Origin of the sequence: Actinoallomurus bryophytorum, assembly GCF_006716425.1 — a bacterium.
GTDB classification, from domain to species: Bacteria; Actinomycetota; Actinomycetes; order Streptosporangiales; family Streptosporangiaceae; genus Actinoallomurus; species Actinoallomurus bryophytorum.
In genome coordinates, this window is record NZ_VFOZ01000002.1 from 1013295 (window position 1) to 1025584 (window position 12290).

Consider the following 12290-nt stretch of genomic DNA (forward strand, 5'->3'; position numbering starts at 1 on the left):
CTCAGCGGTTCCGGTACGGGGCGAGCTCGCGCCGGGCGATCGAGCGTTTGTGCACCTCGTCGGGGCCGTCGGCCAGGTGCAACGTCCGCATGCCCGCCCAGAGTTCGGCGAGCGGGAAGTCCTGGGACACTCCCCCGCCGCCGTGCGCCTGGATCGCCCGGTCGATGACCCAGCTCGCCATCTCCGGCACCGCCGCCTTGATGGCCGAGACCTCGACGCGCGCGCCCTTGTTGCCGACCGTGTCCATCAGCCACGCGGTCTTGAGCACCAGCAGCCGGGCCTGCTCGATCCTGATCCGCGACTCGGCGATCCATTCCTGGACCACACCCTGGTCGGCGATGGGCGCGCCGAAGGCGACCCGCGAGGTCACCCGCTCGCACATCAGCTCCAGCGCGCGCTCGGCCATGCCGATGGCGCGCATGCAGTGGTGGATGCGGCCGGGCCCGAGGCGCTCCTGGGCGATGCGGAAGCCTTCGCCCTCGCCGAGCAGGATGTTGTTCGCCGGCACGCGTACGTCCGCGAAGCCCACCTCGGCGTGCCCGCCGTGCGTGCTGTCGTCGTAGCCGAACACCGAGAGCCCGCGCTCGACGGTGACTCCGGGGGTGTCCCTGGGCACGAGCACCATGCTCTGCCGCCGGTACGCCGGGCCGTCCGGGTCGGTCACGCCCATCACGATGAGGATCTCGCAGTCGGGGCTGAGCGCTCCGGAGGACCACCACTTGCGGCCGTTCAGGACGTACTCGTCGCCGTCGCGCTCGATGCGCAACGCGATGTTGGCGGCGTCGGAGGAGGCCACGGCGGGCTCGGTCATGCAGAACGCCGACCGGATCGCGCCGTCCAGGAGCGGCTCCAGCCACCGCTGACGCTGCTCCTGGGTGCCGAACATGGCGAGGATCTCCATGTTCCCGGTGTCGGGGGCGGCGCAGTTGAGGGCGACCGGCGCGACCTTCGGCGACCGTCCCATGATCTCGGCGAGCGGGGCGTACTGGAGGTTCGTCAGCCCGGCGCCGTACGGCTCGTGCGGGAGGAAGAGGTTCCACAGGCCGCGTTTGCGCGCCTCGGTCTTGAGCTCCTCCACGACCGGCGGAGCCGCCCACGGGTCGGTACGCTCACGGGCCTGCGCGGCGTAGACCGGCTCGGCGGGATAGACGTGGGAGTCCATGAACTCCAGCAGCCGGTCCCGGTAGTCGCTGGTCGTCGAGTCGTATCCGAAATCCATATCCGCGTCCTCCGCGAGCGCCCAGGCCATACCGACCAGTCGGTATGTCGCCACAGTAGGCCGGAGGGGGCGGGGCGTCAATGCGCCGCCCTCCTGCCGCCGGCCGGCGAGACCGCGACGGCGCCGTGCGTTCCGGTGTGCCGGAACGCACGGGCCCGGTGGGCGGAATTCTGCCTGCTCGCCGTTCCCGGACAGGGGGCGGCCCCTCCTCTGGAGTACGCAAGAACGGGGTGATGCCGCGCGCCGTCGGCCACCACCCACCGGGCGATGCGGGCCGCCGTCCACGAATACCAGGCAGAATCGGTGACGGACCCGTGACATCGGGGCGCTCCGCGTCCCGATGTCGGTGGCACGTGGGAAGGTGCCCGGATGAGCCTGCTGCTCGGAGTCGACATCGGCACCTCGAGTTCCAAAGGAGTGCTGACCACTCCGGACGGCGAGGTGGTCGCGACGGCGGTACGCGAGCACGCCGTGTCCCGCCCGCACCCGGGCTGGGCCGAGCACGACGCCCGCGACGTGTGGTGGGAGGGGTTCGCCACCGTCACCCGCGAGCTGCTCCCCCGTGCCGGCGGTACCCCGATCTCGGGCGTCGGTGTCAGCGGGATCGGGCCGTGCGCGCTGCCCGCGACCGCCGCGGGCGAGCCGCTGCGGCCGGCCATCCTGTACGGCGTGGACACCCGCTCGGTCGCCGAGATCGAGGAGCTGACCGCGCGGTACGGCGCCGAGGCGATCATCGAACGCGGCGGGTCACCGCTGACCACCCAGGCGGTCGGGCCCAAGCTGGCCTGGCTGCGCCGCCACGAGCCCGACGTGTGGCGGCGGACCCGGCGGCTGTTCATGGCCGGTTCGTACCTCGTGCACGAGCTGACCGGAAACTACGTCCTCGACCACCACTCCGCGAGCCAGTGCTCGCCCCTGTACGACAGCCGTGAGCACGACTGGATCGGCGACTGGGCCGAGGAGATCGCGCCCGGCCTCCGGCTGCCCCCGCTCGCCTGGCCCGGTGAGGTCGCGGGCACGGTCACCGAGGCGGCGGCGGCGCGTACCGGGCTGCGGGCGGGCGTCCCCGTCACCGCCGGGACCATCGACGCGTGGGCCGAGGCGGTGAGCGTCGGCGTGACCGAGCCCGGCGACGTCATGGTGATGTACGGCACGACGATGTTCCTGATCGAGGTCCTCGCGGAACGCCGCACCTGGCCCGGGCTCTGGGGCACGGTCGGTGTCACGCCGGGCACCTACGACCTGGCGGCGGGCATGGCCACCTCGGGCGCGGTCACCGACTGGCTGCGCGCGCTGACCGGGGCCGCGTACGAGGAGCTGATCGAGGAGGCGCGGGCGGCGGGACACGGAGCCGGCGGGCTGGTCATGCTCCCCTACTTCGCCGGCGAGCGGACACCGCTGTTCGACCCGGACGCGCGGGGGCTCGTTCTCGGGCTGACGCTCCACCACGGCCGCGGGCACCTCTACCGTGCCGCGCTGGAGGGCACCGCCTTCGGCGTGCGGCACAACCTGGAGGCGATGCGGTCGGCCGGCGGTACGGCACGGCGGCTCGTCGCGGTCGGCGGCGGCACCAAGGGCGGGCTGTGGACACAGATCGTCTCCGATGTGCTCGGCCGTGAGCAGGTCATGCCCACGGTGACGATCGGCGCCTGCTACGGCGACGCGCTCCTCGCCGCGCGCGCCGTCGGGCTGGCGGACGGGGAGGGCTGGAACCCAGCGGCGAGCACGGTCGAGCCGGACCCGGCCGCCGGGGAGATCTATGACGCGCTGTACGCGGTGTACCGCGACCTGTACCCCGCGACGCGTGACGCGGCGCACACCCTCGCGGCGCTGTCCCACGAGCCCGGCTGACCGGCGGACGCGGGCTCCAAGAGCCCGGACGGACAGGGCGTGTGCCCGGCGGAGCGGGGAGCCGGTCTGGTTCGGACGGCGACCGACGACAACGCGGCCAGGCGCCACCCGGCGGGCCCCGGCATGACCGCGCGGGCTCCTACTGGGCCCGGCCCTTCTCGTCGCCCCGATCGACATCGAGGCCGACGACGGACTCGCAGCGATTGCACCGCCATTCGGCGATGACCGACTCGGAGCCCATGTCACGTGTCCGGTAGGGCTTAGTGATCTTTTTCCGCCGCATTCCGTACCCACAGCTCGAATGCATCATCAGACCGCACTCATGGCACGGCCACACGTCGTGTCCGTGGCGGTCGCAGCCGGGGCAGACCGGACTGTCGTACGTGCCGAGGGGGTCGGCGTCGGACCGCCAGCCGCGTTCGAGGTCGAGGTACTCGTCCTCGGGCCAGTGGTGGTCGGCGAGCCAGGCGAGGTACTCCTCGGCGCCCGCGGCGAGGTTGGCCGTCATGGATTCGGGATGCCGCCATGCGTGGTCAGCGGGTATGTGGTCCCGGCGGCGGACCGCCATGACCGGCACGAGGGCGAGGAGGGCGAGGGGCAGCAGCAGGGCCGAGACGATCATGAGTCGGCGTCCGCGCGCGTGCTCGAGTCGTCGGTGACGCGTCGTCGCGGCAATGCTGCGGGGGGCACTGCGGTTCCCACGGGGGCGTCCTTTCATGAGTCACTGCTGGGGGAGAAAGATCACAAGGACCCTGGTCCACACGCACGTGGGGTTGTTCACAAAGAGGTATGAACAGTATCGAATCCCGCGTTGGCTAGGAAATCGATCAAACAATTTAGTGATCATTTCCCGAATCGCCATTGGTCGCGATCAGAGCCTCTTCATGATCGAAAAAGGCCCGCGGAGACACCGGATCCGGTCCGTCGCCGACCCGCGTATCGGCGGGCCGATAGGGCGGGCGGCGACGGGCCGGGCGATCCGGCTCAGGTCCGCCGGGAGCCCTTCAGCCGCATCGCGTGCTCGACGATGGCGATGAGGACCTGGACGGCGGACTCGCGCCGGCGCACGTCGCACATGACGATCGGCACGCCCGGGTCGAGGTCGAGCGCCACCCGGACCCGCGCCTCGCCGTACCTGGGGGCGCCGTCGAAGTGGTTGACCGCCACCACGAACGGCGTGCGGCGCTGCTCGAAGAAGTCGATCGCGCCGAAGCAGTCCGTCAGCCGCCGCGTGTCGGCCAGCACGATGGCGCCGACCGCGCCGCGGGCGAGGCCCTCCCACATGAACCAGAAGCGCTTCTGCCCGGGAGTGCCGAACAGGTACAGCACGATGTTGCTCTCGAAGGTGATGCGGCCGAAGTCCATGGCCACCGTCGTGGACTCTTTGGGCTGCATGCCGGTGACGTCGTCGAGAGCGTGTCCCGCCTCGCTGCGCGCCCCCTCCGTCCGCAACGGGCGGATCTCACTCGCCGTGCTCACGAGCGTGGTCTTGCCGACGCCGAAGCCGCCGGCGATCAGGATCTTGATTGCGACCGGCCGGGCGCCGGGGGGCCGTTCAAAGAGAGTGGAGCTCATCCAACACCATGCGGAGTACCGCCTCATCGCGCGCGAATTCGGACGGCGTGGGAGTGCTCACCCTCGCCAGTCCCTTGTCTCTGAGATCTCCGATCAGAACACGGACCACGCCGAGTGGCAGGTCCAGGTCCGAGGCCAGGTCCGCGACCGTGATCGGCTGCCGGCAGCGGGAGAGGAGACGCAGGTGCTCCGATTCGAGCCACCTGCGGTCCATCTTCGACGGCGCGGCCCCGACGACGACGGCGACCAGGTCCAGTTGCCGTCCCTGTGAGCGAGTCCGTCCCCGTGTGACGGCGTACGGCCGGACCACCGGTCCCGCCGCGTCATCGAACCATCGCCGTCTCCGCTCGCCCACCGGAGATCACCCCCCGCCCGGCGTTCCACCTGCCGACCTCGGCGCCGTCGCGAGATGCCGGCGTACCCGCTTGACCAGCCGGGTCATCTCGTACGCGATCAGGCCGATGTTCGCCTCGCCTTCGGCCAGCACGGCCAGACAGGACCCGTCTCCGGCCGCCATCACGAACACGAACGCCGACTCCAGCTCGATGACCGTCTGGCGGATCTCCCCGCCGCCGAAGGTATCGCTGACGCTGCGCGCCAGGCTGTGGAATCCGGCCGCGAGCGCGGCAAGATGCTCGGCGTCGGCGAGAACGATACCTCGCGACATGCCCATCGGCACGCCGTCACCGGACAGGATCATCGCCTGCCGAACCTGGGCGACCCGGCCGACGAGATCATCCAGCAACCAGTTCAGCTCACCGGTCGTGTCGAGCATTCGCCCTCGCCTTCCAAGGAACTCACTCGTCGGGTTCTTCTTCCTCGCGTCCGCGCGTCCAACCCTCTTGGAGCGAGGCCATCAGCGAACGAGTCTCCTCCGGCGGCCGGGTGGTCGGCGAGCCCGTGCCCGCCGGACCGGGCGGAGGTGCGTCGTCGCGCAGCTGCGGGGCGAGGTTCGCCTGGCGGACGCGCCGCGGCAGCTCGGGTGCGCCGGGATCGGTACGGTCGCCGGTGGCACCGAGCGCCCGCACCGGACCGCTGATGCGCGGCCCGGACGACTCCCCCGTCTCGGCGGGGCGCCATGCGGAGGACGGCTCGTCGGACCAGGTCTGGTCGTAGTCCGAGCCCTCGTCCCCGGCGATGAAGTCCAGGGGGATCATCACGTTGGCGCGTGCGCCACCGTACGGCGACGTCGTCAGCCGTACGGTGATCCCGTGCCGTTCGGCCAGCCTGCCCACGATGAACAGGCCGAGACGGTCGCTGTCCGCCAGGTCGAACTCCGGCGGATGTGACAGCCGGTGGTTCGCGTCGGCGAGCTCGGCCTCGTTCATGCCGATGCCGAGGTCCTCGATCTCGACGGCGTACCCCATGGCGGCCAGCTCACCGCGTACGTGGACCGGTGCGGGGGGCGGTGAGAAGGCGGTGGCGTTCTCGATCAGCTCGGCCAGCAGATGGGTGACGTCGGCGACGACGGCGCCATCGAGCGCGGCGGGCGTCGCGGCGTCCACGACGACACGGGTGTAGTCCTCCACCTCGGCGATGGCGGCGCGCAGGATGTCACGTACGACCACTGGATGGCGCCAGCCGCGCGCGGGCGGCGCCCCGGACAGGATCACCAGGCCCTCCGCGTGACGCCGCATGCGGGTCGTGAGGTGGTCGAGGGCGAACAGGTCCTCCAGGGAGTCCGGGTCCGACGCCTCCCGCTCCATGGTGTCGAGCATGCTGAGCTGACGGTGCAGCAGCGACTGGCTGCGCCACGCGAGGTTGAGGAAGACCTGGCTGATGCCCTGCCGCAGGCGCGCCTCGCCGATGGCCGACTGCACGGCGGTCCGCTGCAGCGTGCTCAGGGCGTCGGCGACCCTGGAGACCTCCTTGCTCCGGCCCACCGTGATCGGCGGGACCTCGGCGTCGACGTCGACCTTCTCCCCTGCCCTGAGCCGCTTGATCACCTGCGGCAGCCGATCCCCGGCCAGGTCGAGGGCGGCCCGCTCCAGGCCGACGAGCTCTCGTGCCAGGCTCCGGCCGAAGAACACCGACACCGCGATCGACAGGGCGACGGCGAGCAGACCGAACCCGGCCGCCGCATACAACAGGAACATGATCCGGTCGCCGATCGGCTTGGCCTCGGCGGTGAGGACGGCGCCGGCGCGTTCGGTCGCCTGCGGCCACGTCCTGGTCAGCGGTGCGACCGTGGACCGCCAGGTATCCGCCTTCGGCGCGAGCGACGCTCTGGCGCCACCCGCGACAATGGTGTCCTCCAGGCTACGGAGGGTGGTGAACTCCGACGAGCCCGCGAGCAGATCCAGCGGGCCACGCAGGCTGGGCTTCATGTCCGCGAGTCCGGTATCAACCAAATAGCGCTCATTGTCCGCACTCCGCGCGAACAGGGTGAACTCCGCGCCGGTGAATCGGCGCTCGCGCCTGGCCAGCGCCGCCGCCACGAGCGCGTTCTCGCGCATCACGAACTCCTGGGCGGTGCTCACCGAGCCGATCGCGGTGCCCTGCCGGTAGACGTCCGGATCATTGATCAGCACAACGCTGCCGAAAAGACGAAGAAGTGACTCGATCACGGTGCTGTAGTCATTGACCGCACCCAGCGCGTCCACGCTGCCCGTGTCGACCTGCGCGCGTACGCCGGGCAGCCCGTCGAGCCCGGTCAGGAGCTCGTCGAGGCGATGTCTCGTCGTATCGCTCATCGCCGGTCGCGCCTGGCCGCTAAGGGCCGACCGGCGGAACGCGTTCTCCGCCGCGTCGGTGGCGGCCCGCGCGGTGGTGACGGCGCCGCGGTCCTTTCCGCCACTACTCACTAACACCGCGGCCGCGACGCGCTCCTGCTGCAAAGTGGCCACAAGTGTGGTGACCGGCACGGCGACCTTACGGTACGTGGTCGATGCCTCGTATTTCCCGTAGGCGTCCTGGGCAGTGAGATAGGCGGCGAAGGCCCAGAGCGCCGCAAGGGACAGCAACGGCACCAAGAGGAGAACCAGCAACCTCAGCCGGAGCGACCGCCGTGCGGAATGCCTGTAGGAAGCCATGGCAGCCTTATCGGTTTAAGCGAGTGCCCAAAGACACCGCCCTTGGAGCAAGATTCCCCGAGAGGGTAAATGGCACCACATTAGTCACCCTGGTGGCAACTCACCGCAATCATCGACTTCCGGTATATCTGAATCTCCCCTTCGGGGCACCGATCGATCCGGCGGGTGAGGCCGCTCCGTCACCAGTCCTCGGTCTGCTCCACCGCGACCTCGACCAGACCCTCGCCGGTCTGCTCGTAGCGCCTCATCGTGCTGAGCGGAGGCGAGTAGACGTGGACGCTGACGGCAGGGGCACCGGAGGCATTACGCACGTCATGGACGTAGTCGACGCCGAACGCCCATGACTGGCCCGCCTCAACGGTGCGCGTCTCGCCCGGCTCGCGCTCCTCGAGGCTGCCGAGGACGACCGTGAAGGCACCCTCGGACTCGCCGTGGTCGTGGAACCCCGTGGCCTGGCCCGGCAGCCAGCTGATCAGCCAGACCTCGTGGTCGGCGTCCTGGTGCAGGCGCTCGTACCAGCGCCCGTCGGCGCTCAGCCGGACGCGGTGCAGCCATTCCTCGGGCCGGTCGGCGAGCGACTTGGCGATCTCGGCGAGCCGGGGCGTGGTCGACGTGATGGTGGCGGCGGTCATTCTCGGTCTCTCTTCTCTGGGTGGGCGAGCGGTCTTGGGGAACCGGTCACCGACACAGCGCGCTGGCCTGCCGTCGTAGATCGACGTGCAGGCGTGCGTGGAAGCGCGCATCAAGGGAAGCGCCGAGAAGCATTCCCCCAGCTTGGAGCACATTGCCTACTAAGTCAACTGGAAACATAGAGATCGCGTACGGCGCCGGTGCGTGCAACGCCGCGCGCGAACCGTCCGCCGACGCCGCCGGCCCGCTCATCGATGCCGAGTCGGGCGTATCCATGGCGCGCCGCCGCGCCGTGGTTATCGTCCTCGCATGTGCGAAGGCCTGATCGCCGGGCAGTACCTGCTCATCGAGCAGGTGGGCAGGGGCGGCTTCGCGGTGGTCTGGCGCGCACGCGACGAAGTTCTCCAGCGTGACGTCGCGGCCAAACAGTTGTTCCTGCCGCCGTACCTCACCGACGAGCAGCGCCGCGAACACCGCGAGCGGACTCTCCGCGAGGCGCGTTCGGCGGCCAGGCTCGCCCATCCCGGCGTCGTGACCGTCCATGACGTGGTCGAGCACGAGGGCGTCCCGTGGATCATCATGGAGTTCGTCCATGGACGCACTCTGGGCGAGATCGTGCGTACGGACGGCCCGCTCACGCCGGGGCGGGCGGCCGAGGTCGGGCTGCGGCTGCTGGACGCGCTGTGCGCCGCACACGCGGCCGGGGTGCTCCACCGCGACGTCAAGCCGAGCAACGTCATCATCGGCGACCGGCGTGTGGTCCTCGGCGACTTCGGTATCGCCCGGATCGAGGGCGACACGGAGCTGACCCAGTCCGGCATCGTCATGGGCGCCCCGGCCTACACCGCGCCCGAACGTGCCCGCGGCGAGCCCGCCTTGGCCGCCTCGGACCTGTGGTCCCTGGGCGCCACGCTCTTCTACGCCGTCGAGGGGCGCCGGGCGTTCCGCGGGCCGAACCCGAACGCGACCTTCCACGCCATCCTGACGTGCGAGCCCGCTCCCCTGCGGCGTGCCGGTCCACTGGCCCCGGTCATCGAGGGCCTGTTGCGCAAGGACGCCGCCGCCCGGATGAACGCCGGAGAGGCCGCCGAGCTGCTCGCCGACGCCGCCGGCGCCCACGACCGTGTATCCGTGCCGCCGCACCTGCCCGGGCGGGCTCTGCCCGGCCACGGCCGGCGGCATCGGTGGCGGGAGGCGACCCGCCCGACATCGGATCTCCCCGCTCCGCGCCGTCCACGGCCCCATCCGGTACGCCGTCCCGCCGTGGCCGCCCTCTCCTTCACCGCGCTCGCCGTCCTGCTGCTGAGCAACGCGCTGCGCGTGGACGATCCGCGGCGCCGTCCCGCGGCGTCGTACCGCACCCCACCGGCGCACCCACGCCTGACCGCGACGCTGCCGGCCGGGCGGGGCGAGATCCTCAGCGTGGTGTTCAGCCCGGACGGCAGGACCATCGCGACGGGCGGCCGGGACCGTGCCGTACGGCTCTGGACCGTCGCCGGCCACCGCATGGCGGGAACACTCGCCGGGCACCGTGATCCGGTCTCGACGGTGGCGTTCAGCCCGGACGGCAGAACGCTCGCCACCGGCGGCCACGACGGTGAGGTGATCCTCTGGAACGCCCCCGGTCACCGCGCGATCGCCACTCTCAGCACGCACGGCCGGAGTGTGGGCGCGCTGACCTTCAGCCCGGACGGCTCCGTCCTGGCGACCGCGGGCGACGCCGTACGCCTGTGGAACGTCGCCCGGCACCGAAAGGTCCGATCGCTGCCCGCCACCGGGGAGAACCTCCGCGCCGCCTCGTTCGGCCCGCACGGCACGACCCTTGCCACCGCGGGCACCAGGACCGTACGCCTGTGGCACGTCACGGGCCGCAGCCGACCCGCCACGGTCACCCGGCTGACGTCGCCGTCCGGCGGAATGGCGTTCAGCGGGGACGGGAGGATGCTCGCCGGCGGCAACGACGAACGCGGCGTCCGGCTCTGGGACGTCGGCGGCCACCGGCTGCTGACCACGGTGCCCGGCGCCCACGCGAACGCCGTCGCCTTCAGCCCGGACGGCCACACCCTGGCCTGCGCGAGCGGGCAGGCCGTACTCCTGTGGAACACCACGACCGGCACCCCCGCCGCCCGCCTCGACGCGGGCACGCGAACGGTCGAGGCGATCGCCTTCAGCCCGGACGGCAAGACCCTCGCGACGGCGGGCGACGACGCCGCCGTACGCCTGTGGCACCTCCCCTGACCACCGGCCCTGCCCCCGGCCGCACGAATCGGATCATGTGCCTCCCTGTGCTAGCCTTCATTGCGTTCTCGGGACGTAGCGCAGCTTGGTAGCGCATTTGACTGGGGGTCAAAGGGTCGTGGGTTCGAATCCCGCCGTCCCGACCGAGATCAGAGGACGCTCGCGTCACTGAGTGACTTGTGTGGGAGGAACGCCGGAAGTGTTCGGCGTCCCTCCCACTGTCATTTCCTGGCCGGTCAACCCGAGCGGGGGATCGTCGCGAGGAGTGTCGTACCTCCGGCGACGGGGCTGGTGATCCGGATGGTGCCACCGAGGGCTTCGACGCGGTCCTTGAGGCCGGTCAGGCCGGTTCCCCGGGCCGCGTCGGCTCCTCCGACACCGTCGTCACGTACCGACAGCCGGACCTTTGAATCCTCCTGGTCGAGATCGATGCGCACGTTCGTCGCGTAGGCGTGCTTGAGCGCGTTCGTCAGCGCTTCCGATGCGACGTAGTAAATGGCCACTTCGAGTTCTTCGGGGAGGCGCCCGTCCACGTCGATATGTAGTCCGACGGGGCCGGGGAAACGAGAGACGAGTGCTTCGAGGGCGGCATCCAGGCCGTCTCGTGTCAGTACGGGCGGCTGCAGTCCCGTCGAGATCCCCTGGAGCTCGTCGAGGGTGTCCGACAGGCCCTCGGCGGTGTCGGCCAGCCGCTGTCTGAGCTCCTGCTGCTCGGGGGGCACGCGCGCCTCGGTCTCGCGCATCTGGAGCGCGAGTGAGATGAGGTGCTGTTGTACTCCATCGTGCAGGTCGCGCTCGATGCTGCGCCGGGCCGCGTCGGCGCTGTCGACGAGGCGGGCACGGGAGGCGATGAGCTCTCCGCGGGTCTCGGCCTGGGTGATCGCGCAGTTCAGGAGTTCCAGGAACTTGCCCATGCGTTCTTCGGTGTCGTCCGGCGGTGGCCCGGAGCCGAGATACAGGGCGGACATCGTGCCCCACAGGCGATCGTCGACGATGACGGGGCAGGCCACGATGTGGCCGATGCTGCGCTCTCTGTGCCAGCCGCCGATGTCGCCACCGATGATCGCGGTCGCCCGCCGGGCCGGCCGGTGACTCCGCAGCGCCTCCGCCGACGGGGTGTCCTCCCCCGGTGACCAGCGGCCACCGAAAGGGACACCGATATCGGGCGTACCGGCGGCGCGCCAGAGCGTGACGATCGACATGGTCTGGTCGATCTCGCAGCGGTTGATCGCGGTGTAGTCCGCTCTGATCAACGAACCGAGTGCGCTGGCGGCCGCGTTGAAGATCACTGATGGTGAGGACCCGCGAGCGACCAGGGTCGCGACATACTGCAGCGCGCCCCGTTCCTCCGCCAGCTGGCGGACTTCGCTGACCTCGGTCCGCCAGGGGCGCACTGCTGCGTCCAATGAGGTCCGCATGGCCTGCAGGCGACTGGTGATCGGTCTTCGCACATCGATCGCCGCCCACGGGCGCGAGGCTCGTGCATCCATGGCTCGTCCTTCCAGCCGGCAGGCGCCGGCTGGATCGATGGCTGACCAGCTCACTGTACGAATGATGACGGTGCGTGCACAACCACGGCTCAGCGGATGATCTGCCTCTGCCGGCTCACGTCCAGTGCGGGGGCCGGGCGCCCTTCGCGGGGCCCGGCCCTGGTTCTCTTGCCGAGGCAGTCCCGCCACGCCTCTTCCCGGTGCTTCTCTTCCGCGTCGGCGGAGAAGGCGGGGTGGGCGACGCCGTCCCGGCGC

At 70.8% G+C, this 12290-nt stretch carries 10 protein-coding genes and 1 tRNA gene; 3 read left to right on the forward strand and 8 right to left on the reverse strand.

The window, feature by feature from the left end:
- Position 1: 1 nt before the first annotated feature.
- Positions 2-1219, reverse strand: coding sequence for an acyl-CoA dehydrogenase family protein (locus tag FB559_RS40705; RefSeq protein WP_141962913.1), 1218 nt, complete (start codon positions 1217-1219; stop codon positions 2-4).
- A 369-nt stretch (positions 1220-1588) separates the two neighbouring features.
- On the opposite strand from FB559_RS40705, the gene FB559_RS40710 reads away from it, so the two are divergent.
- Complete coding sequence (locus tag FB559_RS40710; RefSeq protein WP_141962914.1) at positions 1589-3070, forward strand: FGGY-family carbohydrate kinase; 1482 nt, start codon at positions 1589-1591, stop codon at positions 3068-3070.
- A gap of 139 nt (positions 3071-3209) precedes the next feature.
- Here the strand turns inward: FB559_RS40710 and FB559_RS40715 are convergent, their stop codons facing one another.
- The 6 genes from FB559_RS40715 to FB559_RS40740 form a co-directional block, all read right to left on the reverse strand.
- Complete coding sequence (locus tag FB559_RS40715; protein WP_141962915.1) at positions 3210-3692, reverse strand: hypothetical protein; 483 nt, start codon at positions 3690-3692, stop codon at positions 3210-3212.
- Between the two features lie 362 nt (positions 3693-4054).
- Positions 4055-4645 (reverse strand): GTP-binding protein, encoded by a 591-nt coding sequence (locus FB559_RS40720; protein WP_141962916.1) that lies wholly within the window; start codon positions 4643-4645, stop codon positions 4055-4057.
- A complete protein-coding gene (locus FB559_RS40725; RefSeq protein ID WP_141962917.1) occupies positions 4626-5000 on the reverse strand; it encodes a DUF742 domain-containing protein in 375 nt (124 codons plus the stop codon). Before FB559_RS40725 ends, FB559_RS40720 begins: the two co-directional genes overlap by 20 nt.
- 6 nt (positions 5001-5006) lie before the next feature.
- The gene (locus tag FB559_RS40730; RefSeq protein WP_141962918.1) at positions 5007-5420 is read right to left on the reverse strand and encodes a roadblock/LC7 domain-containing protein; all 414 of its coding nucleotides are present in this window, start codon (positions 5418-5420) and stop codon (positions 5007-5009) included.
- A 22-nt stretch (positions 5421-5442) separates the two neighbouring features.
- Positions 5443-7677, reverse strand: coding sequence for a sensor histidine kinase (locus tag FB559_RS40735; RefSeq protein ID WP_141962919.1), 2235 nt, complete (start codon positions 7675-7677; stop codon positions 5443-5445).
- 179 nt (positions 7678-7856) lie between these two features.
- Positions 7857-8309: a cysteine dioxygenase gene (locus tag FB559_RS40740; RefSeq protein WP_141962920.1), complete on the reverse strand. Its 453-nt coding sequence runs from the start codon at positions 8307-8309 to the stop codon at positions 7857-7859.
- Between the two features lie 307 nt (positions 8310-8616).
- Between FB559_RS40740 and FB559_RS40745 the strand changes: the two genes are divergently transcribed.
- Complete coding sequence (locus FB559_RS40745) at positions 8617-10545, forward strand: WD40 repeat domain-containing serine/threonine protein kinase (protein WP_141962921.1); 1929 nt, start codon at positions 8617-8619, stop codon at positions 10543-10545.
- A gap of 69 nt (positions 10546-10614) precedes the next feature.
- Positions 10615-10688, forward strand: a tRNA-Pro gene (locus tag FB559_RS40750).
- A gap of 93 nt (positions 10689-10781) precedes the next feature.
- Here the strand turns inward: FB559_RS40750 and FB559_RS40755 are convergent.
- Complete coding sequence (locus FB559_RS40755; protein WP_185792713.1) at positions 10782-11963, reverse strand: GAF domain-containing sensor histidine kinase; 1182 nt, start codon at positions 11961-11963, stop codon at positions 10782-10784.
- Positions 11964-12290 lie beyond the last annotated feature (327 nt).

Bases quoted from the DNA above. Each gene is read 5' to 3' on its own strand.
- FB559_RS40705 (WP_141962913.1), bottom strand. From the start codon at position 1,219: ATGGATTTCGGATACGACTCGACGACCAGCGACTACCGGGACCGGCTG.
- FB559_RS40710 (WP_141962914.1), top strand. From the start codon at position 1,589: ATGAGCCTGCTGCTCGGAGTCGACATCGGCACCTCGAGTTCCAAAGGA.
- FB559_RS40715 (WP_141962915.1), bottom strand. From the start codon at position 3,692: ATGATCGTCTCGGCCCTGCTGCTGCCCCTCGCCCTCCTCGCCCTCGTG.
- FB559_RS40720 (WP_141962916.1), bottom strand. From the start codon at position 4,645: ATGAGCTCCACTCTCTTTGAACGGCCCCCCGGCGCCCGGCCGGTCGCA.
- FB559_RS40730 (WP_141962918.1), bottom strand. From the start codon at position 5,420: ATGCTCGACACGACCGGTGAGCTGAACTGGTTGCTGGATGATCTCGTC.
- FB559_RS40735 (WP_141962919.1), bottom strand. From the start codon at position 7,677: ATGGCTTCCTACAGGCATTCCGCACGGCGGTCGCTCCGGCTGAGGTTG.
- FB559_RS40740 (WP_141962920.1), bottom strand. From the start codon at position 8,309: ATGACCGCCGCCACCATCACGTCGACCACGCCCCGGCTCGCCGAGATC.
- FB559_RS40745 (WP_141962921.1), top strand. From the start codon at position 8,617: ATGTGCGAAGGCCTGATCGCCGGGCAGTACCTGCTCATCGAGCAGGTG.
- FB559_RS40755 (WP_185792713.1), bottom strand. From the start codon at position 11,963: ATGCGGACCTCATTGGACGCAGCAGTGCGCCCCTGGCGGACCGAGGTC.